Origin of the sequence: Halobacteriovorax sp. RT-2-3 (assembly GCF_047085075.1) — a bacterium.
Classification (GTDB): domain Bacteria; phylum Bdellovibrionota; class Bacteriovoracia; order Bacteriovoracales; family Bacteriovoracaceae; genus Halobacteriovorax_A.
The window spans coordinates 629686-652652 of record NZ_JBKIYF010000002.1; the positions used below are offsets into that span (position 1 = coordinate 629686).

General features: G+C 36.1%; 16 protein-coding genes. 8 read left to right on the forward strand and 8 right to left on the reverse strand.

The window, feature by feature from the left end; all coding sequences use genetic code 11:
• Positions 1–13: 13 nt before the first annotated feature.
• Positions 14–2917 carry a hypothetical protein gene (locus ACMAYX_RS08880; protein ID WP_412471724.1) on the reverse strand — a complete coding sequence of 968 codons (2904 nt, stop codon included), beginning with the start codon at positions 2915–2917 and terminating at the stop codon, positions 14–16.
• Between the two features lie 60 nt (positions 2918–2977).
• On the opposite strand from ACMAYX_RS08880, the gene ACMAYX_RS08885 reads away from it, so the two are divergent.
• Genes ACMAYX_RS08885 through ACMAYX_RS08905 form a run of 5 tightly spaced genes read left to right on the forward strand, consistent with a single transcriptional unit; the run spans position 2978 to position 7837 of the window.
• Positions 2978–4702, forward strand: coding sequence for a SpoIIE family protein phosphatase (locus ACMAYX_RS08885; protein WP_103217908.1), 1725 nt, complete (start codon positions 2978–2980; stop codon positions 4700–4702).
• A 7-nt stretch (positions 4703–4709) separates the two neighbouring features.
• Entirely contained in the window at positions 4710–5465 is a 756-nt protein-coding gene (locus ACMAYX_RS08890) for a hypothetical protein (RefSeq protein ID WP_412471723.1), read from the forward strand.
• Between the two features lie 3 nt (positions 5466–5468).
• Entirely contained in the window at positions 5469–5930 is a 462-nt protein-coding gene (locus ACMAYX_RS08895; RefSeq protein WP_103217906.1) for a hypothetical protein, read from the forward strand.
• A 15-nt stretch (positions 5931–5945) separates the two neighbouring features.
• Positions 5946–7421: an ATP-binding protein gene (locus ACMAYX_RS08900; protein WP_412471722.1), complete on the forward strand. Its 1476-nt coding sequence runs from the start codon at positions 5946–5948 to the stop codon at positions 7419–7421.
• Complete coding sequence (locus ACMAYX_RS08905; protein WP_103217904.1) at positions 7421–7837, forward strand: response regulator; 417 nt, start codon at positions 7421–7423, stop codon at positions 7835–7837. Before ACMAYX_RS08900 ends, ACMAYX_RS08905 begins: the two co-directional genes overlap by 1 nt.
• On the opposite strand, the gene ACMAYX_RS08910 is transcribed toward ACMAYX_RS08905, so the two are convergent.
• The 3 genes from ACMAYX_RS08910 to ACMAYX_RS08920 are packed head-to-tail and all read right to left on the reverse strand — an operon-like array spanning position 7827 to position 9299.
• Positions 7827–8351: a gamma carbonic anhydrase family protein gene (locus ACMAYX_RS08910; RefSeq protein ID WP_412470321.1), complete on the reverse strand. Its 525-nt coding sequence runs from the start codon at positions 8349–8351 to the stop codon at positions 7827–7829. The genes ACMAYX_RS08905 and ACMAYX_RS08910 overlap by 11 nt on opposite strands.
• The gene (locus tag ACMAYX_RS08915; protein ID WP_103217902.1) at positions 8352–8744 is read right to left on the reverse strand and encodes a cell envelope biogenesis protein OmpA; all 393 of its coding nucleotides are present in this window, start codon (positions 8742–8744) and stop codon (positions 8352–8354) included. It lies immediately after the preceding gene.
• 54 nt (positions 8745–8798) lie between these two features.
• A complete protein-coding gene (locus tag ACMAYX_RS08920; protein WP_103217901.1) occupies positions 8799–9299 on the reverse strand; it encodes a c-type cytochrome in 501 nt (166 codons plus the stop codon).
• A 179-nt stretch (positions 9300–9478) separates the two neighbouring features.
• Here ACMAYX_RS08920 and leuS point away from each other — a divergent pair, with 179 nt between their 5' ends.
• Both leuS and metG read left to right on the forward strand, forming a co-directional pair.
• Positions 9479–11887, forward strand: a complete 2409-nt coding sequence (leuS, locus tag ACMAYX_RS08925) for a leucine--tRNA ligase (RefSeq protein WP_412471721.1) — start codon at positions 9479–9481, stop codon at positions 11885–11887.
• 2 nt (positions 11888–11889) lie between these two features.
• A complete protein-coding gene (metG, locus tag ACMAYX_RS08930) occupies positions 11890–13374 on the forward strand; it encodes a methionine--tRNA ligase (RefSeq protein ID WP_103217899.1) in 1485 nt (494 codons plus the stop codon).
• A gap of 199 nt (positions 13375–13573) precedes the next feature.
• Here the strand turns inward: metG and ACMAYX_RS08935 are convergent, their stop codons facing one another.
• The 3 genes from ACMAYX_RS08935 to ACMAYX_RS08945 form a co-directional block, all read right to left on the reverse strand.
• Positions 13574–14098, reverse strand: coding sequence for a hypothetical protein (locus tag ACMAYX_RS08935; RefSeq protein WP_412471720.1), 525 nt, complete (start codon positions 14096–14098; stop codon positions 13574–13576).
• A 130-nt stretch (positions 14099–14228) separates the two neighbouring features.
• Positions 14229–15407 carry a trypsin-like serine peptidase gene (locus ACMAYX_RS08940; RefSeq protein ID WP_412471719.1) on the reverse strand — a complete coding sequence of 393 codons (1179 nt, stop codon included), beginning with the start codon at positions 15405–15407 and terminating at the stop codon, positions 14229–14231.
• A 212-nt stretch (positions 15408–15619) separates the two neighbouring features.
• Positions 15620–17194 (reverse strand): hypothetical protein, encoded by a 1575-nt coding sequence (locus ACMAYX_RS08945; RefSeq protein WP_412463396.1) that lies wholly within the window; start codon positions 17192–17194, stop codon positions 15620–15622.
• 189 nt (positions 17195–17383) lie between these two features.
• Between ACMAYX_RS08945 and ACMAYX_RS08950 the strand changes: the two genes are divergently transcribed.
• A complete protein-coding gene (locus tag ACMAYX_RS08950) occupies positions 17384–18331 on the forward strand; it encodes a hypothetical protein (RefSeq protein WP_103217895.1) in 948 nt (315 codons plus the stop codon).
• Here the strand turns inward: ACMAYX_RS08950 and ACMAYX_RS08955 are convergent, their stop codons facing one another.
• Positions 18332–22939: a hypothetical protein gene (locus ACMAYX_RS08955; protein ID WP_412471718.1), complete on the reverse strand. Its 4608-nt coding sequence runs from the start codon at positions 22937–22939 to the stop codon at positions 18332–18334. It lies immediately after the preceding gene.
• Between the last annotated feature and the right edge of the window lie 28 nt (positions 22940–22967).

Genomic DNA, 22967 nt, shown 5'->3' on the forward strand with positions numbered 1-22967 from the left:
ATAAAATATATTTTCAAAAACTATACTGAAGTTTGAAGGCCATCTTATCAAGCGTGATACTTGGGTCATCTTTTTCAAGGGTCTGATATTGGAAACCAACCTGATATTTATTATTAATCTGATAGAGTGCCTCTGCATTAAGGCCAGAAAAACCAAGGATGAAATACTCTGCTTTTATCTTAATTTTTTCAAATTCATAAATACCGCTTATACCAATATTGAAAGTAAACTCAGCATTTGAAACAACTTCACTTCCCTCATAAGCAAGGGTACTTCGATAATCAAAAGCAACTGCCGCACCATATTTGAAGCGAGGGAGCTTCTTTAAGGGCATGTGACTGCTAACTTTTAAGCGCGTTTGATTAAATGCTAGATCATCAAAAACAACACCACTTGAATGACGTAATTCAAAATCAGTTACAGCGACCTTAAAATCTTTCTTAAGGCCAGCATAAAATGAGATCAAGTTCATATCATCAACGACAATTTTCTTTCCATTACTAATGACTTCATAATTTGTTTTTTCAGGAGCGTAGCCTACATACCAATTTTTTTCTTTCTTATTACCTGTAGTAAAAATCTTTTTTCTACTGTTTTCTACTTTGGCAATTTTTTTACTTAAAACATCAACTCTTCTTTTTTTAGAATAAATTACGTCCTTCTTTTCAATGGCCTTAACGCGCCAATAAAAGCTTTCTGCTAATTTATTTCTAAAAGTATAAGTTGTTTTATTTCCAAGAGGTATTTCCTTAATATTTGTGAAATACTTATCTTTTGAAATTTCGATAAAGAATTTATCTCCACGAACTTGGTCAAACTTCATCTCAACAATATCACCTTCATTAATAACAAGGCCGTGTCTTGGAGAAACGAGATCAATCCCCTTTGCTCCACCAAACTTTTTTGTAATGATTAAATCCTCAAGCGCAGAAAATGGACTTTCCTGGTTCCAATAATCAATTGCAGAAACTCTCCACTGGAAGTTACCTGTTAGATAGTCATCCCACTCATAACGATTATTCTTAACTTTCTCATCAACGATAATTTTTTCACCATCAAGAATCTGTATACGATACTCTTTAACATCACTTACAGGCTCCCACTTAAGTTCAATCTTCTCTTGAGCAAATGCCTGATCAATTAGTAAATTTACGATGGCAATTGGTAGTGACTGCCTAATAACTTGAACTCTCTTTTCGACCTTATCAATACGAGGCGCTTTTGGTGGCGGCGGAGGTACAATAATTATTTTAACGGGAGGAACAAATTTATTTTCCTCATTCTTAACACGCCAATAGTGAACACCAAGTTCCTTAATAAGTAGCTTAGTATTACTTTCAGTGGTCTTTATAGATTCTTTAATAGCACTAAAATTACGATCGCGAGAGATCTCAACAATGAACTCATCACTCCCCTGTTGCTGCCATGTTAAATCAATAACATCACCTGGCTTTTTAACAACTATCTTACGTCCTTGTTCAAGAGCACTATTGTCATTATCAAAAGTAACAACATATTTATTTTCTTTTGAACGAGCAATCACTTCATTATTTAGGACATACTCCAATGACCAAAAATATTCTCCACTTTCATTAACACTAGTAGAAAAAGAACTCCCAGCAACCAGTTGTCTTTTGCCATTTAAAACTAGATAAGTACTAACCCCACTAAAGAGATCTTGAGTTTCCCAAGAAAATTTAACAGTACCATCATTATAGAAATAATATTCTTCGCCATTAAATGGTCTCTTTAAAACAATATCTCCAGGCTTTGCAACGGCCTTTATTAGAACAGGATTAGAAAAGAGCGCATAAGGATGCGTCTCACTTTTATTTCGATAAGAAAGTTCATACTCACCAACTTCCTCAAAAGAAATTTTCAACTCACCTTCATCATAATCAAAATCTTCCCAAACTTTTCCATTAATCATTAATTCGATATTTTCAAATGCTTGAGTATAAATGAGCTTCTCTTTATTCACTAAAACGGTGTTTTGAATCTCATCGAGGTTTTCAAACTCAGGGACAACTTCATAGATAACTTCAAATGACTTTTCCGTTGAAACATTACTTTCATCACTTACCTGCCAATAGTAACTGCCTTGAGCTAAATTCTCTAACTTAAGTTCGAGTCCATTAACAGTATGTGCTTCTCCGTTTTCAAAAGCTTCACGAGAGTTTGAAATGTATAACTTTTCTACTTTTTCATTAAACTTAAATGTAATTTTATTTTTTTCATTAACATAGAACACATCACCATCAACGGGAGAAAATTCGCTTGGCCAGCTCTGCTTAATAGTATAGCTCTCATCAGTAAGCAGTACTCTTACACCCTTTTCAATGGTTTCTTCACGATCGCCTAGTCTTACGCTTGCCTTACCATCAAGAACAGATAACTCTTTATTACCATTTGTATTTGAAATCTTAATCTTCGAATCATTTGAAGTGATCTCATAGATCTGATCACCTACTTTAACAACAAAGGCTTCACTTGCATTATTAAGAGTAGCAAAGATAACACCTTGTTCGATATTAAGATTAATTCCATCTGTTTCTTGTGTGATTTTAAATAGACTCTCTTCGGAGACTTTAATGCGGTTACCAGAGCTAAATTCCAACTGAGCAGTAGAATCTCTATCTGTGAAAATACGATCATTATGGAAAAGTGCTTCGTTTGAACCAAGATCATGCCAAGAGAAATTATCAAAACTTCTTCTTCTCACATCATTTTGTAATTCGAAGACTTGGCCTAAAGTAATGCGCTCCCCACCCATGATTGGTGGAATATATGATGTGTTAAAAACTTGGTTGCCGGCAAAGGCCGCAACACAAAGGCACATCAAGATTAGAAATGTATCAACTAATGAATTTAGTCGCCCCAAAATTGTTCCTGGTACTCTTTTCTCATTCTTGCGCATGACGCAAATCGTTAATATCATTGTATCTAAATATTCAATAGACTTCTACATAGGTAAATAATGGGCAAAAGACCGACATTTCCGATCAAGCTTAAATTAATATCGCTTAATACAGCGCTGCTAATAATTGTTATCGCTTTTCTAACTAAGTATGCCACTCACCTTTTTGAAAAGGATAAGAAAGCCTACTTATATGAGAACTCACTATTCAATGTTACAAGTGTTGCTAAGGAGATGAACTATACTCTTAATAAAATTGAGAATGATCTCCAAAATTTATCTCTTATAAAGAACAATAAACTTAGAGCAAAGGCCGTAGCAGAAAGTAAGTATATTCTCGCCTTCATTGAAAAGAACCAATTCATAATCAATAAAGATTTTGAACAAAATGAAAATGATTTCAAGTTAGTGATTCCTAAGAGCACAAGAGATAACTCACTTACTTCTTTCAAATACAAAGAAGATGTTTTTGTTATTCTAACTAAAAAGATAAATAAAGGTCTTACTTCAATTGTTATCAAGGCCAATATTTTAAATAACCTACTCTCACAAAATCGAACATATAATACGCTTGTCTTTAAAGATGGAGCACTTGTTCTTGGAAATGACCTTATTGGACTTCATAATTATGATAAGAATGAACTTAAGGGAAATAACATTGTAAAAAAGTTAACTTTCAATAATGACGACTACCTTGTTTCCATAGCACAAACAAAGGCATTTGCACTTTCTGTTGTTTCAACAATTTCAGAGTCGGATGCACTATCGGTAACAAAGTTTCTTATTCAGCGAGCTATATTCTTTGCAGTCTTTATTATTGCTCTGTCGACTATAATTATTATCCTTCTATCAAAAACAATCTCAAAGCCGATAGAAAAGCTTTACCAAAGGGCCATCAGTATTGGTCAGGGAGATTTTGAATCAACAGTAGAGATCAACACTAGTGATGAGCTCGGGACACTTGGAGACTCATTTAATCAAATGAGTCGTGAGATTCTAGAATATATTGAAAAAATGAAAGAGAAAGCACGCTTAGATGAAGAAGTGAAAGTTGCTAAAATGGTGCAAGAAGAGTTCTTTCCGCCAAAAGATATTGATACACCAAATGTTCGCCTAAGCTCTTATGCTGCTCCAGCTTCTGAGTGTGGTGGAGACTGGTGGGGACACTTCGAATTTAATGAATATATTATTACCATCATAGCAGATGCAACAGGTCACGGCCTGCCAGCGGCCCTTCTAACTTCAGCAATCAATTCCGCATTTAATAGTATTAAAATAAGACTGACAGAAGATTCGAGTCAAATCTCGCCAGCTTTAATTACTTCACATCTAAATAAGGTTATTAATCTTTCAAATAATAAAATACTTCTTACTGCCTTTGTATCGGTCTATAACACAATGACTAAGGAATACTCATATACTAATGCAAGTCACTTAGAAGTGCTTAAGGTTCCTAAAAAGCCTGAGATTACTAAAGCAGATATCATTCCCCTACTTGATGCTAAAGGACCAAGACTTGGAGAAAGTGCCGACTCTAGCTACGACTATGAAACGATCATTCTAGAACAAGGTGATCTGCTTGTTTATATGACAGATGGAATAACAGAGGCAGAAAATAGTGAAGGCAAACAATGGGGCCTAAGAAAATTACTAAAGATCTTAATGACATATGGAGAGCACACGGCCACTGAAATTCGTGATACAATAGTTTCTGTTGTATACGACCACAGAGGAAGTGATTCATTTGATGATGATCTTACACTCATCTGCCAGGAAATAAAGTGATGTACTTATGGGTATAGAATTTAAGATTGCAAGCGAACAATTTAAAGAGATTGAAAAAATGAAAATTCAATCCTCGAGTCTTGATCTTAAAATCAGTGATCAGTTAGCCGATTCAAGTGATATTTTTTTGAGTCGCTACGATATACTTGTGAACTTAAAGTACCTTAAAGACAACAGAACAAATCACCTCATAGGAGCCTCCCCTTGCATACAAGATGAGGTTGAGAGCGTTATTGCCTATCTAACAAAGCAGAAACAAAACAATCTTGATAGTAGAATCAATTCAAAAAAAACAAACAAAATAGAAATAACTCTTGAAAATGAATTTGATCAGAAGTGCCATCAATTACTCGATGGTATTGACTTAAAAGATTATCACGATAGCTTTGAAAATAAATTAAAATTGATTACAAATGAATTTTACACGAATGATATTTTTCATCGAGTAAACAGCCAAAAACATGGAGAAATTGAAATTTCTCAAGATGAACATAAAACGATCCTCCACTACAGGAGTTATACTAATGTGGGAAAATCCTCAATTATAAATTCTCTCTACCGAGCAGCTGTAGAGAAGACACCGAGGCAGGAAGGACGTGGAGCAGGGCTTGGACTTTATCTGATGCTTCAAAATTGTGATCAACTTCACATTGTTGGAAATCAAGATAGCACTAGTTTCTACATCTATATTGAAAAAAATAAACGGTATAAAGATATTAGTAAAAGAATACCATCAATAAGTTTTTATAATTTAAAGGATTAAAATATGAGTAACTTAAAGGTCGAAATTAAGGCCGAAAATGATGAAACGATTTTAAATTTAATTGGAAGAATTGATGAAGATGCTGATCTAACACCAATCCTTGGAGTTAAAGATAAAAATCTTCATATCAACTTCGATGCTGTTGAGATGATTAACTCATGTGGAATTCGTGAATGGATCAATATGCTTTCAGAGCTGACTGGTTCAATCACCTACTCTCATTGTCCACAGGCAGTTATTGAACAAATTAATATGGTTCATGGCTTTATAAAACCGGGAATAAAAGTTGAAAGCTTCTATGCTCCATATTACGAAGAATCTTCAGACGATGTAAAAATGATGCTTATTAAAACAAGTGATGTCGTTGATAACAAGGCACCTGTTATGAAAAGTGATGAAGGTGAAGAACTCGAGTTTGATGCAATTGAAGCACAGTACTTTCAATTCATTAAACAGATGAAGTAAACAAAGATGTAACTGATGGCAAAATACGAATTATACGACTCCATTTTTGAACCAATCTGTGTCATAAATAATGACAATGAGATAGTTTATTATAATCACTTCTTTGCTTCATTTTTCAAAAAGTCGCCAAGAGTTTTAAAAAAATCGCCAAAGCTTAGCACCCTATTTACCGGCTTTGATATTGAAGATTTTCTTGAAGATATGAATGATGTAAAGGTAGGGCCAGAAGTAGAGATTTTCTTAGAAGATCAAACCTTCTATCACGTTATTATCAAAGCAATTGAAAGTGACAACAACGAGAAAGTAATTTGTTTTAACGACATCAGTATCGAGAAAAATCTCTACACGAAGTATCGTTATCAAATTGAAGAGCTGAAGCAAATTCACAATCAAATTATTCAAGCTGATAAGTTAAGTACAATTGGGGAAATTACAGCAACGATTTCCCATGAGATTTCAAATCCACTTACTATTGCTTCAGGAAATATTGAATTAATTAGTGTTCTTTTGGCCGGAGAAGAATTAAAAGAAAATGATATTATCCACGAAAGTATTAGTGATACTCGTGAGTCAATTGATCGTATCACTAAAATCGTCAAAGGCTTAAAGAGCTTTCTTCATAATAGAGAGAGTGATAAGAAGTTTATTACCCTTGAAGATATTATCAATAAGTCTCTTACCCTACTGAAACTACCATTAGAGCAGAATCAGATATCTCTTGATTTTAATGTAAACACATCTTCGATCGTTAAAGTTAATCCTATCGAGATAGAACAGGTTATTATCAATTTAGTTACCAACGCAATTCACGCTCTGGGTGAGGTAAATACTAAAGATCCAAAAATTTCACTTTCAATCTCCAGCAATGATGTCTGCTACATCATTACAGTTAAAGATAATGGAAGAGGTATTCCTGAAGAAAATCGAGGAAAGATATTTGATTCATTCTTTACCACGAAAGAGGTAGGAGAAGGAACAGGTCTTGGACTTTCAATTTCTTCTAAAATCATTGATTCATATTCGGGATCACTTGAATTAATTGATACAAAAACTGGATGTGAGTTTCAAATCACTCTTCCGAAAATGGAAACGACAACTTTTACGGATAGTGAACTTAGTGTAAACCATAGCTTCCAAAAAGTTTTAATCATTGATAATGAACCAAAGATCTTAAATCTTTTTACGAACTTTTTTGCAAAAGGACCTATTACTTTGATCTTTGCATCAAGTGCTATTGAAGCAAAAAGAATCTTAGAAGGTACTGATGTTGATGCCATAATCACTGATTATGATATGCCAAATATGAATGGTGTTGAGTTTGCCAAAGATATCATAAAAAATGGCCTCAATACCCCTACTTTCGTAATGTCAGGAGTAGCGGATAAATCAAAATTTGATAATCATAAAGAGATTAAAGGCTTTATTGAGAAGCCTTTTAATAGAGAAGATATATTAAATATGCTTGGTATTAAAAATGAGGAGCAGGACTAATGGCCATGTCCCCTTCTAAGAATTCACTTACACCTAAAAAACCTTCTATTCTCATCGTAGATGATGAAGATAAGATTTGCTTTTTAATAAAAACGTTTCTGGAGCAAACTGGTGCTTTTAGAAATATTGTCACGGCCGACTCTGTAAGTGTTGCTTTATTAAAACTAAGAAATGAAGATTTCGATCTAGTTATTATTGATTACAAATTACCTGATAAAGATGGAACTTACTTCATTGATATAGCAAGTAAGTCGATGAAGTATCAGAAGATGAAATACCTTCTTATTTCAGGATTCTTAGATAACCGATCAATGGTGAGTGTAATCAATTCAGGAGTAACAAATGTTCTTGTTAAGCCTTTCTCAAGAGATGACCTTGTTGATAAAGTCTTCAATCTATTAAAGCTTAGCAAATAACTTCGACTTGGTTTAAATACTCATCTTTTGTTATTAAGTACGATTTATAGTGGTTACTATACTGCTCTACTTCTTGTGGAGTAAGCTTCCTTTTAACCACAGCAGGCGTTCCGATAATAAAGCTCTCAGGAGGATATACCTTACCAGGAGGAACAACACTTCCGGCAGCTACAATTGAGTTTTTCCCAATAACTGCTCCATCTAAGACGGTCGCCCCCATACCAATTAAGCAGCCTTCTTCGACTGTACAAGCATGAAGAGTCACACTATGACCAACACTAACGTTTTCTTTAATGATTAGGGGAATATTATCTTCTACATGAAGCATTGTTAAATCTTGAATATTACAATTGTCGCCAATATGAATCTCGTTCACATCCCCACGGGCCACAACTTTAAACCAAAGAGAAACATTCTTTCCCAAGAAAACTTTACCAATAACATCAGCAGAGTCTGCAATAAAGCATCCCTCACCAATTGTCGGTTCAATATTTTTATAACGATATAAAGTCATTTATCTCCACCCAATTACTTCGTAGCCTTTCTCCGCAAGACAACGGTTTACGAAACGTTGCTTGATCTGATCTTCACTAAGCCCCGCTGAAGCGGCTCCACTAGCACCACCAATTGCGGCCCCCTGAGCAGCACCTTTACCAGCATTACCACCAAAGACTGCACTTGCCACAGCGCCTACAATAGCACCCCACGCAGCACCTTTTCCACCTTCACGAACCATTTGTCTTCCACGATCACTCTCAAGAAACTCGTCGGCCTTGGCCATGCAAATTTCAATATCGCGATCGGCTTGGACCTTTCCGTATCTTTGATAGGCTGAGTTCGGATAAAGCTTTGGTTTAGATGCACAAGCAGTAATCGTCAAAAGTAGTAAAAGTGAAAATATTCTCATGGTTGCTCCCAAAAAAAAAGCCGCTTAAAAGCGGCTTCTTATCGATATTCAATTTTAGTTTTTAACTCCGCCCCATGGCACCTTAGATAAGTAAGCCGCTAGGTCTGCAATATCTTCAGTCGATAGTTTTTTAACAATCGTTAACATCTGTTGGTTAACACGGGCCCCTGATTTCATATCAAGAAGTTGCTTCTCAATATACCATTCCATTTGACCACCGATTCTTGGTGCCTTATTTGCAGCTTTCCCTGAACCATCTTTAGCGTGACATGCAATACATTGCTTATAAAGTTTATCTGCTCTAACAAGTTGTGGAGTATCTAGAGGAATAAGAGTCTTCTCTTCGATAACTTCATCACTAACTTTTGGAGGTGCTGTTACTTCTGCGTGCTTCTTAGCAAGTTCCGCAACTTCAACTAAGTGAGCAGCGTGCGCTTTCTTTGCATTTTCAAAGTTATATTTCTCATTGTTGACTTCAACACTCTGGTAACCCGATAGGTTCATAACAAGAACTAGCCCTACTAGCGTTAGGGAAAAAAGCACTAAACGATACATCGTTTCTCCATTCAAAAAATTAATCTACTTTTAATGGCTTAAGTATAAATCCACTGACTTATTTTGGCAATTCCTTTAGCGGGGCATCCCCAAGTTAACGCGACACACATAATAGACGATCTACATTATAGGGTTTATAATTCGGCCTGATATTTTACTAGTAAATTCAGGAGCTTTTAATGCAGTACAACTTTGGTGAAATTGAACCAAAATGGCAGAAGTTTTGGGACGACAACAAAACTTTTAGAACAGACTCAACAGACAAATCAAAACCTAAATACTATGTATTGGACATGTTTCCATACCCTTCTGGAGCAGGACTTCACGTAGGTCACGTTGAAGGTTATACAGCAACAGATATTCTTGCACGTTTCAAGAGAATGAACGGACATAATGTTCTTCATCCAATGGGATGGGATTCTTTTGGGCTTCCTGCAGAAAACTATGCAATCAAAACTGGAACACACCCAAGTGTGATCACAAAAGAAAATATTGGAAATTTCACAAGACAACTAAAGGCCTGTGGATTTTCTTATGATTGGGATCGTGAGATCGCAACATCAAGTATTGACTACTATAAGTGGACTCAATGGATCTTCACTCAACTTTACAATAAAGGTTTAGCATTTGAAGACGAGATCTCTGTTAACTGGTGTCCAGAGCTAAAAACAGTTTTAGCTAACGAAGAAGTAATCGATGGTAAATCTGAAGTTGGTGGACACCCTGTAATCAGAAAGCCAATGAAGCAGTGGATGTTAAAAATCACTGAATACGCTGATCGTCTTTTAGAAGACCTTGATGATCTTGATTGGCCAGAGTCTCTTAAAGAGCTGCAAAGAAATTGGATTGGACGCTCTGAAGGTGCCCAAGTTTCTTTTTCTGTAAAAGGTGTTGATTCGAAAATTGATGTTTTCACAACTCGTCCAGATACTCTATTTGGTGCAACATATATGGTTCTAGCTCCTGAACACGACCTAGTTGCTCAAATTACGACAGATGAGAAGAAAGCTGAAGTAGAAGCTTATATTAAAGAAGCATCTCTTAAGTCAGATCTTGATCGAACAGACTTAAACAAAAATAAATCTGGTGTATTCACTGGAGCCTATGCAATCAACCCAGTTAATGGAAAAGAGATTCCAGTTTGGATTGCAGACTATGTACTAATCTCGTACGGAACTGGTGCGATCATGGCCGTTCCTGCTCACGATGAAAGAGACTGGGAATTTGCTAAGAAGTACGACCTAGAAATTACTCCAGTACTTGAAGGTGGCGATGTAAATGAAGCTGCATTCACAGGTGACGGAACTCATATTAATTCAGGTTTCCTTGATGGGCTTAATAAGGCAGACGGTATCGCAAAAGCAATCGCTCACCTTGAAGCTGAAGGAATTGGAAAAAAAGAAATTAACTACAAACTTCGTGACTGGTTATTCTCTCGCCAAAGATACTGGGGGGAACCATTCCCAATTCTTAAATTTGAAGATGGAACAGTAAGATGCCTTGATGAAGATGAGCTTCCAGTTGGTCTTCCAGAAGTTGAAAAATATGAGCCATCTGGAACTGGTGAATCTCCACTTGCACGTATTGATGACTGGTTATACCTAACTGATCCAAAGACAGGAAAGAAAGCAAGACGTGAAACAAACACGATGCCTCAGTGGGCAGGTTCTTGTTGGTACTACCTACGCTTCATCGATCCACAAAACTCTGAAGTTGCATGGGATAAACAATTAGAAGAATACTGGATGCCAGTAGATTTATATGTTGGTGGTGTTGAGCACGCAGTTCTACACTTACTTTATGCTCGTTTCTGGCACAAGGTTCTTTTTGATCTAGGACTAGTTTCAACAAAAGAGCCATTCCAAAAACTTTTCAACCAAGGTCTTATCCTAGATGAGCACGGTGAGAAGATGAGTAAGTCTAAAGGAAACACTGTAAACCCAGATGATATTATCGCTGAATACGGTGCCGATGCTTTAAGACTTTATGAAATGTTTATGGGGCCACTTGAAAAAGTTAAGCCATGGCAAACGAAAGGTGTAAAAGGAGTATTTAACTTCCTAAGAAAGTCTTTCACTTTCTACGGTAACCCAGAAAATACTTACGAAGGTCAAGAAACAAACCAAGACGTTCTAAAGCACCTACATAAGACAATTAAGAAAGTTACTGAAGATGTTGAGAACCTACGTTTTAACACAGCTATCTCAGCAATGATGGTAATGAATAATGAAGTTATCAAGCTTGGCAAGGTTTCTGTTGAGACAGCTAAGGCCTTCACAAGACTTCTTTCTCCATTTGCACCACACGCTGCTGAAGAGATGTGGGCAAACCTAGGTGAGACGACTTCTTGTTCACTTGCAGCTTGGCCAGTATTTGATGCTGACCTTGCAAAAGATGACCTCATCACAATGGCCATCCAAGTAAATGGTAAGACGAGATCAACAATTGATGTTCCAGCAGATATTTCAAAAGAAGACTTTCTAGCTCAAGCGAAAGCTGATGAGAAAGTTGCGAAATTCCTAACAGGAACTATTGTAAAAGAAATCTACGTACCAGGTAGAATTTGTAATATTGTTGTAAAAGGATAATTATGAAAAATACATTTTATACGACGACTGCAATTGACTACCCTAATGGGCGTCCACATATTGGCCATGCCTATGAGAAGATCGTAACTGACTCATACGCTCGTTGGTATAAACTTCTTGGAAAAGAAGTTCACTACCTAACAGGAACTGATGAGAACGGACAAAAACTAATTGAATCAGCAAAAGCCGCTGGACTTGATACACTTGAGTTCGTAAATGCCAATGTTGAGATCTTCAAAGAACTATGTGCTAAAGCAAATATCCAATACGATGATTTCATTAGAACAACTGAAAAGCGCCATGCTGATACATGTGTTGAACTATGGAAGAACCTGGAAAGCAAAGGACTGATTTACCACGGTCACTACTCTGGTAATTACTGTCTTTCATGTGAGTCTTTTTATACAGAAGCACAAGCGCCAGATGGCAATTGTCCAGAACACCACAAGCCACTTGAACTAAAAGAAGAAGAAGGTTTCTTCTTTAAGCTAAGTGAATACCAAAACTGGATTATCGATCACCTAAAAGCAAATCCAGACTTTATCGTGCCAACTGCACGCTACAAAGAAATCCTCTCTCGCCTTGAAAATGACGATCTAAGAGACCTTGCCATCTCTCGTCCAAGCCAAGGCTGGGGTGTTCCAGTTCCAGGTCATGACAAATTTGTTATGTATACTTGGTTTGATGCCTTAATTAACTACTACTCTGCTCTTACTACAGACCAGAGAGAAAAGTTTTGGCCAGCAGATATGCACGTAATTGGAAAAGATATTCTTTGGTTCCACTCTGTAATCTGGCCATGTATGCTAAAGGCTTCTGATCTTCCTCTTCCAAAACAAGTTTACGTTCACGGAATGGTACTTGCTGAAGACGGAAAGAAAATGAGTAAGTCTCTTGGAAATGTTGTTGATCCATTTGAGATGCTTGAAAAATATCCAACGGATACTTTCCGTTACTATATGCTAAAGAATATTTCTTCTTCAGGAGATGGAAAATTCTCTGAGCAAGAGTTAGTAGATAAACACAATAGTGAACTTGCAAATGACTACGGTAACCTTCTAATGAGAGTTATCAAGCTAGGTCTTAAGAGCTTCCCAGATAAAGTTTATAACGCTGAAGGTGTAACTCAAGAGATCGATGCTCTTCCATATTTTGAGCGCGCTAAAGAGTTCATGGAAAAGCGTGAGCACAATAAAGCAATTGATGCTATTTGGGATCTAATCGTTAGCCTCAACGTTTACGTTAACGACAAAGAGCCTTGGAAGCATAAGGCTGATGAAGCAGCATTTGCTCCAATCGCTTATAACTGTTTCTACGGAATGGCCGCAGCATCTTATATGTTACAAGCCTTCCTACCAAACTGTACAAAGACTGCTCTTGAATATATTGGTTCAAGCGTAAATGGATCTGAGTTAATGGAGTTTGGTAAGGCGACTTATACGCCTCAACCGCCGGAAGCACTTTTCCCTAAGGTAGAATTAAAATAACTGCGGCATCTTAGCGAAGCTAAGATTTGACGCTGTTATAGCTCCCCTACACTTTAGCTAGAAAACAAATTCAACAAGCCTGCGTTTATGCAGGCTTTTATGTTAAGGATGAATTGTATGTCAGCGAGAGGCAGGAGCTGGAGCTGACTGTTGCCTCTGGAGCAATGGGAAAGTTGAAGAATAAAACGAAAAGAAAAATCTACAAGCACTCATTAACAATATCATCATCTGAATAGAACTTCGCACGTCCTACAATAGCTCTAGTATCAATAATACTTCGAATGTCATTTGTGATTTCCATAAGAGGAGAAATTTTATCATTTTCTACAGTTGCTTTAATAATAGCAAAGTTATTTAAAGCAATAGTATTTTCCACAACTTCATATGTACTTGATAAACTAGTTGTAAAGTTTGTTTGGTCTATATTGGCCGGAAATGGATATTCCGAATAGATCATGTCATAGGTCTTTGCATTCCGATCAAGAATAATCTTTACCTCGGCCACGTAGCGCTCTCCCGCGATTTCTCTTGAAAGAATTCCAGTAAACATCAAGGCCCTATGCTGGCGAGTATTATTTGTACAAGTACCTATGGCCTGAGCATAGAATGCTTCTTCAACAGAGAGGCTCTCCAGAGAATTAACATCTACACCTACAACGATGTCACTCTCTGTGCATGACGATAAAATTAAGACAAGTAAGCATAAAGTAAGAAGATTTCTCAAAATAAACCCTTAAGTAAATTAAAACTTAATTTATTGTAGGGTACATGAAATGCTATTAAAAGTATTTTTTATTGAGGCCAATAGCTATTAGTGCTAAGGCATACTTCTTTGTTCTTTAAGTCACTCGATATTAGTAACACGGTACTGTTACAACGTAGTCCCCATACTTTTGAGTTGAATACTTATTAAATTTCTGGACTCCACTATTTGGTAAATCAAATGAGTAAGAACCGCTGATAATTGACTTCCAGCTTCTGTTCTTAGCAGCTAAGTAGAAAACTCCGTTTGGACTTACTGCAAGTTCTTTTGTTTCACCTGCACCAACAGTATAGAAACCTACTGTATTCCACTCATTCTCAATATTCTTATATTTTAAAGCGACTCTCGCCTCACTACTCTTACAAGTATTTTTAACAAGGATGCGAACTAGCAGATCCTGTTCAATTTTCTTTGTTATCCACTTTTCTTCAAATTCATTATTCGTCGAAAAGCTTCCATCAAAAATTGTATTAATGATTTTTTGTCTTTCTTTAGATAGGAAACTTCCAAAGTTCATTCTAGGACTCTCACTAGTGATTACCCCATGAATAAAGAAATTATCGTATTCTGAGTTGTAGACAAAAATTGGAGAACCACTTTGTCCTTTAAAAACATCACATTCTACATTTAAAGAAAGATGGTTATAATTACTATTAGTGATATCACAACCTGTTTCATAAAATTGTTTTGCACTCGGCTTATCTCCAGGATAGCCGATTGTTAGTGTTTCACCATTTGGGAATGACTCTGTTCCCCAGTAGCCATGTGTTCCAACTTTTTGCCCTGCGTGTAGTCCATCACTGCCAGCACCAAGTTCAAGTATTGCAATATCTTCAGAAGAAGAAAAACTCTCATTATCATAAAGTTCAGGATGATAGACACGAACAACTGGATAACGTCCGCTATCAAAGTTATCGACACCATCGATCCCTGGATAAAAGTATGTATTCTTAAGTAAGTTACTTGTATCAGAGAGGTATACACAGTGAGCTGCTGTAATAACAAATTTATTCTTTATAAGTGTCGCGCTACATGTTGCAGTTTTTTTAATTCCAGAGTTTCCAAGCTTTAGATCAGACCTTAACTGGCCAACTTTTCGATAGAAAGTTTTATTTAAATTATCGATCGTTGATCTTCGATCATCATTTCCAATGATGATATTACTACTACTTGCCTCGACTACTTTCTCAATAGTTGCACTGTCATTTTGACAAGAAGTCAGCCCCATTAGTAGCGCTGTCATACAAATAAGTTCTTTAGCTTTGCTCATAGTAAAACCTTTCATTAAGTTGATTAATAAATTGATCTTAGAACGAATAAGGCTAAATATCTTCTATTGTGAACATATTTCATAGGCCGTTCAGGATAAATACGGCCCAAAACAATGTATTTTTAAGCATTTAGGTAATAAAAAAGCCTCCATACGGAGGCTTTCTATTTCGTTGTTCCCCAAATTCGACCAATGCCTAAGCACTGATAAATTTAGTCGTTGTCGTATTGATTTGAGCAATTCATGTAGATTGGTAAGTGATCACTTATTACCTCTTTTAGATAGCTGTAATAAGTCTTATCAAATAGCTGAGAATCGATCACTCGATCGTAAAACTCTTGCTTGCTTTCTTCGATATCAAATCTTTTAACAAGCTGACCGCTTTTAACTGTCATTTTATTTTCAATTGAACGTACATAATTACTAACAAGTGATTCAACTTTTTCACGCCCACCTGCTTTTAGGCGGTACATATCTTTTTCTCTTGTTGTTGAGTAGTACATTGCATTTGAACGAATTAGGTATCTTCTATTAATTAGACGAGAAAAATCACCTTCAATGAAGTTAAAGATTTTAGCAGCTCCATCACCTTGGCAATTTGTCGTTTCTTTAGGATCAAATAGAAAGTGGTCATAGTTACTCTTTGTCCCATGAGTGATCGTCCCATCAGAAAGACTCTTACCAACGGCCATTGAAGTTGCACCCTCAATTCTAATTTCAAGATTATTGAAATCCTTGAAGAAGGTTTCCCAGTAATTATTTGAACTTTCTAAATTAAAGTCACCTAAAATAATATAGTCTTGCTCATAGTAAGACTTTCTTAGGTAATCAACAAATTCTGCCATTAGTCTTACTTCCGCAAAACGAGCGTATTTAAGTTGTGTTACACCTGGACCAATATCTTTATAGTCATCAACACCAAAAACATTATTCAAAATCTTCTTTTGAAGTGCTTCATCTGATGGAGCATTGTGAATGACGTGAGTTGAAAGAAGAGTGAAATCAAACTCCCCTGATTCAAATGTCGAGATAAAAGGCCTACGTGAAAAAAGACCATCAACATCACGTCCAAATGTCTTTTCATCTAAAACTGGAAGACAACCAAATTTACCATTACGGCCGTAACGATCGCTGCAGTAATCCGTCTTCTTTAGCTCAACAACACTACTTCTATAGTAGTAACCTGTTAGCTCCTTTACTGTAGCATTCTCACTTCCCTCTTGTTTACCAGATAGAACAAGTGACCAAGAAGAATCAAGTTTCTGAAGCTCTTTTAAAAGAAGAATATATCCAGGAAAATCGTATTGCTCGCGAATTAGAGCAAGTTCATTTCTTGTTGTTAGTGCATTTACATCTGCGTTAGTTGTTTCAAGCTCAGCAAGACGATTTGTATAATACTCAACAATTGCATCATTGTGTCTTTTACTAAGGCCATTATTTGAAGTTAACTCAACAGCAGCAACAACATCCCAATGATTAATTATCTCTGCCACTAACTCGTGATCTTTGTATTCAGTTTGAGTTGCACCTGGCTTAAATAAATTAAAAGCGCCAATGCGAACTTGCTTGGACTCTTTCTTAACTCTTTGACGATTATAATTTCCAACGAATTTAGAATAGATTTGATATTCAGTTTGGCACTCAACTTCACCAACGCCACCAGCGAGGAAAGTTCTTAGACGACGACAGGTTTCAATTTCAGATTCTGTTGCTCCATCGATACTTGCTACGGCCAAATTTGGCAGTAAAAAAGTAGATAAAACTAATACCTTAAATAAGTTTACCATAATACGTTCCCCAAAGTGAGGCGTCATTGTACCCAAGCGATTCTCTTAATTCAAGGATTGTTCATCTTCATAACATCCTGATTTCCTTCGTATTTTGAGGATTCTCCCCACCGACACATAGCATCTTACTAAATATTTGATCAAAATTAGCCGATATTTTAGTTAAGAAATTATCAGAAGAGGGTTTGAATGAAATTATCATCAAAAATAGTATTCCTAATGCTTACGAGCCAGTTGTCATTTGGTTCGGTATTCAGTGTATTTAAGTCAGCAGGTCACGGCCTAGATGAGCTTTTGATTAAGAGTGGAATCGCAGACCAAGAAGTGAGGTCTGTTGTTGCGAATAATATTGAATTGGCAATGAAGGATCTTTCTCACACTGGAAAGAAAGAAGACTTTAGTATGAATACCCTTAAGATGATGGTTTCGGGATCGCAGGACAAGGCCCGTTTTCAGAGAATGGAAGAAGTATTTACAAAAGATTCCGCGTCTCCAGAGGAAATCAAAAATGCTATCAATAACTTTGTCTACCTATCACAACGTTATGGGTATAACAAAAGTGGTATCCTTTCATGTGCACCTTGTGTGAACAAAAATTTATCTGATGCTGGTTTCAACTTTGTTTTATCTGAAATGAAAGATGATTATTCTCAAAGAATTTTTAAAGTGATGTCTCGTTATAGCTCACCAGTAAAAATGTCTCGTCAGATAAACTCTGCCGTAAAGACACAAAAATGGTCAAGCCGTACACCAATGTTAAATGCAACGGATGAAGAATCATTACTATATTTCTTAACTGCCGAAAAAGTAGGCTCACCAGTGCAGAAAGATCTAATCTCTGCAATTAGAGATGTTTCAGTTAGTGGTGGAAAGGTTGACCTATTTAGCAATACAAATGGACATAAGTTCTATTCGTTTCTATCAAGTGGATTCAGCGATGCAGAAATGACGGAGTTAACTCGTCTTCTTAAAGCAACTTCTGATGAAATGAAAGAGACTAAAAAAGGTACGATGGATGCATTCTTTGATGTACTTCAAAGAGAAGCTGATGAAGCGAGAACACCAGCAACTCGTCAAAAGAAGCTGGCATTAATTGAATATTTAAGAGATCCTGATACTAAGTGTTTTTCTAAATAATTAAAAAATTTCGACGCTACCAAGTGATCCATTGTCCTTTATCTTTAGAACTTTGAGAGCATTTAGGTAGCGTTGTAAGCTTCCAATATTTTCTTCTTTCATTGTATCTCTCATAACTTTATAGGCTAATCCTGAAAACTCTGGAGACTTAAATAGTCCTTCAACATCTGCACTTGCCCATAGATAGCGTGAAAGAGTGTTCTCAACTGTTCCATTTGGAGAATAAAGAATTCTATTAAGTTCACTAAATGTTTGTTCTGGAGTTAATCCATCAAAGCTTACATTATACTTATTCATGAATTTAACAGCTGCGCGGTCATTCTCTAGGTTTCTAACGATTCCAGAGATAGCCTTTTCTTTAACAGTAGCAATCATCGTTTCAACTTCAGTAACTTCCTTCTTACTCATCTTAGGAAGAGCTTCAAGAACTGAAACTTCAAGTCCACGGTAAATATCTCCTACTGTTTCGGCCATAAGAACTTTCTTCATTCCTAAAGTTTCACGTGCTGAGCGACGAGCAACTTCTGAAATAAGTCTTGCACGAGCAGTAAAGATCTTTCTCATAAGAACACCCTCTCCTACTGCTGAAATCACAGGTAGTCTTTTTCCAAAGAATCCACCAGTGTGAGGAGCACCTTGAATTAGCATGTATGGAAAGTCTCTCTTTCTAAGAGGAATCTTTACAAAAATCTCAGTTAGAGTATCAGCATTCTTTGCAATATAATCAGCAAGCTCTGCTTCAGGAAGTCTTTGTAATTCATCATAAATCTTTAAGAATTGGCGACGATTCTTAGCAAGGTTTGCAGTGTTTTCATTCCAAGCGCGAACGATCCAATTTGTCCCTCTCATGTAGTGACCTTGGTCTGCTTTTCTCACTCTTAGCTTAGAGCGAGCTGCCTTAGAAGAGTTACTGAAAGTTGTAGAGTTAAGTCTCTTCACATAACTTCCCATATAGTGTCTAAGCTCTAATGGACTTCCATTAAATAGCTTTGAAACTGTACTTCCAAGTGCTTCATCTACTTGAGAGTAATTTAAATTAACAGCAACATCACTAGTATAACGGTAGATTCCACCATGTGAACGAGTAATTGCTTCTTCAACACTTGCAACAATATTCTTAATTGCTTTGTTATAGCTTGCTTGAGAAAGCTTCCCAGCAGTGTAATTAGCTTCAATACGGTCCATTTTTTTAAGAGTTTTCTCGACAAATTCTTCATCAAGATCAAGATTTCTTAGATTTTGAGCAATATCATCCATCGACTTTGATGAAAGCATTTTCTTAAATACATCACTATATTTCTTAAGACCAAGAACTAGCTTTGCAAATTCAACCTCAGACTCATTTACGATAACCGAAGCATCTTTACCAGACTGCTTTAAGGCTTCTTTAATACCAAGTTGAGAGCGATTCTTAACAATTGCTTTTAGAGATTCTTTAAAGATCTTAGAACCAACTGAAACACTTCTAGTAAGAATTGAGATCATTGAAATCGTTCCAATGACTTCAAATGCTACGGCCATCCATCCTTTTGCTACGTTTTCAGTTGAGTTTGAATCTGTGTAACCAAGCTCGGCCATCTCACCTACGTATTCCTCACTTCTATCGGCACGAAATTTTACTTTTGTTTCTAAGCGAATGGCATTTGCTTGCATACCAAATCCAACTGCACCAGCACTTGCAATAGCAAGACCGCATAGGCCACCAGTTACAAGTGTACATGAACCTGCAGCAAGTACGGCACCCATACCTAAAAGGAAGCCAAATACACCATTAAACATTGCCCACTTCTCGTCGCTATTCCAGTCATCCATTCTATCCATTAACTCTTTAGGTACAGCTGGGATACCTAGTAGTTGATTTAGTTGATCTTGGATCTTAACTGTTGCATAAAAGTTTTCTTTTAAACTATCGATATCATCTTCATCGATCTGACAGAATTTATTAAGCTTCTTATAAGTATCTTGCTGACGCTTAAGTGCAGATCTTTTTAAGATTTCTTTGTATACAGGAGTCTTAAGATCCATATTTAACTTTAGAAAGTTATGTACTAATTCATAGTCATCGAAGATATCAATACTATCTGGACGAGAATCAAAAATTGCTGATCTTTCTTTGTGTGACTTAGCAGCTAAGATTTCTTTAAAGAATGCTACTTTCTCTACATCTTCTTCTTGTAAGCGCTCGTTGATATCCTCAGTTGTTTGATATAGAAGACGGCCATCAATTGTCTCATTGGCAGCATCTTCAATTTGATTACGATCTAGAGTTACTTTATTTGATAAAGAGTCAATTAACTCAAATGCTTTTTTTCCAGAGTTAAGTTCAGCAGTCATGATCTGAGTCGTGTCTTTATTGAACTCATCAAAGATTGTGTTCCAAAGTCTCGCATATTCATCTTTCTTTAACTCATTCGTTAGAAAGTTAGGTTTGATGCTACGGTTTACTTTAAGAATTTCAGCTGCCTCTTCAAGGTTTTCAAGATAAGCCTTCATATTATTATTAAAACATTTATAGCTATAATCTACTCTCATTCCACGAGAAGTTTTCTTATATGTCTTAACCTGCCCATCTCTGATATTTTGCAGCTCTTCACGAGCAACTAAGTATCCTAATCGTACCTTTGCAAGAGGATTAAGGGCCTGCATTTGGTCAAGTAAGTAATCATATTCATTTGTTACAAGCTCAGAAAATACTTTTGGACCAGTTCTTAGGTAATCAAATACTTTAGCAAGAGTAACATAACTCTCTTTAACTTTTGATTGATCAAGGCGTGCAACAGGAATGAATTTTCCATCAATCTTTAAAGAGTCAATATAGCTTACAACTCTCTTTAGAACATTATCTTTTCTTGAAAGTCCCTTACAAATCTGAGCTGGATTTCTGTAACAAAAACCAAAAAGCATTGTATTGTGACGAGAACCAACCTTAAACTCTTGTGAATCTTGAAGCTCAAGAGCTTTATGATAAAGAGTATTTAGTCCCCAGTTACGGTATGACTCTTGAGAATAGAGAGAAGGAAACTCAATTACAACTTTATTGTTCTTTAATTCATTTTTAATTGAATCACTAATAATATCTTCTAAATTCTCAGTTCTAGCTTGTGCCATTTTAGAAGCCAGGTATGGTGAAGCATTAATTGCTGAAGGATAAATATTTTCAACATACTTCTGGTCACCTTCGTAAATATCAACTTCAATAGTCTTCGATTCTGGAACAACACCAATAATATCATTGATAAGGCCAATATCTTTTGTTGTTACTTGCTTAGAAGTTTGCGTTCTTGTACCTCTTTTATAAGAGTAGATATTTTTCTTATAGGCTTGAGCGATCTCACCCATCTTCATATCAACAAACTTATTGTATGCATTAACTTCATCAAAACCTGCTTTCAAATATTTTTGATAGAAGTTTGTAGCTTCTTTTCCCTTTGCCGCTCTTAGAAAATTTTCAACAGTAGTTGAAGCAACCATTGTTTCAGCTAAAGGATTAAGTTGCTCAGCCTCTCTAACGCTCATAAGCTCAAGGTTAGATTCATCATATGAAAGGCCAGAGTTATTAATAAGGTTATCTAGGTAAGTTTTTGCAACTGATTCATCAACTTTTAGTTCTAAAAGTTGTGGCCATGAACCATTAACTTCACTACGACAGCTCTTAGGAATCACGATCTTATCTTCTTTAGATTCTATCATTAGGTCGTAGTTTTTAATTTGAGTTGCCATCATTTGAATCGTTAGAATTCTTAAAGCACGTAGATAACTCTTTGCACTTGGAGATTCATTGACTGTTACAACATCTCTTTTAGAATTTAAAAATGAATTAAGCTTTAGTTCAACATCACTTCCATCAATATTTACAGTGAAGAAAATCTTATCTTTCATTTCACCGTGAACAAGAAAATTATAAAGCTCAGTTTCTTCTTCAATAAAGTCAGTCGTTAACTTTGGAAGAATTTGATCCATTTTGATTTCAGACACATTTCTAAAAGGAGAAAGGATAACCTTAATATCATATAGGCCCTTAACAACTGAATCATTATAAGCAAGTAGAAGCTGCTCTTTATCAGCATAAGCTTCATTTGTGTTATTAATAATGTCTTCGATCTTTGTCTTAAGTGACTTCGCTCTTGTGAAGTAATTTAATGCTTGCTTAGAGTAAGTATCGATTTTTCTATTTTGAGTACGATTTAGTTTTGCATCAACTTCAACTTCAGCAAGAACAGAAGCAATGCTTGAAAAAAGGTTTTCTCCACGAGAAGTTTTCTTTGCTTCTTGTGCTCTTTGCTCATCTTGATAATCTTTTACACCACAAGAATTCTTCTTGATTGAATCAAGAAAAGTAATAAATTCAGTTTGAAACTCAGCTTCACCTTCTGATTCTTGATCACTTTGTGCTTGAAAGCCTTGTGCAATTTGACCAAGCTCTTCTTCAGAAAGATCACTTGAAACATTTCCACGAAGATTCTTTTTAATTTCACTAAGCTCTGAAAGAACTTCCTCTAGGTCATAAACACTTGCAACAGATCGAGCATTTTCGATCGTCTGAGCAAACGCCATTTGGAATGAACAAAGAGAAATAATAATGAATGAGATTAGCTTTTTTAGTTTCATGCCCTATATAGTGCAATCACAGTGCCAA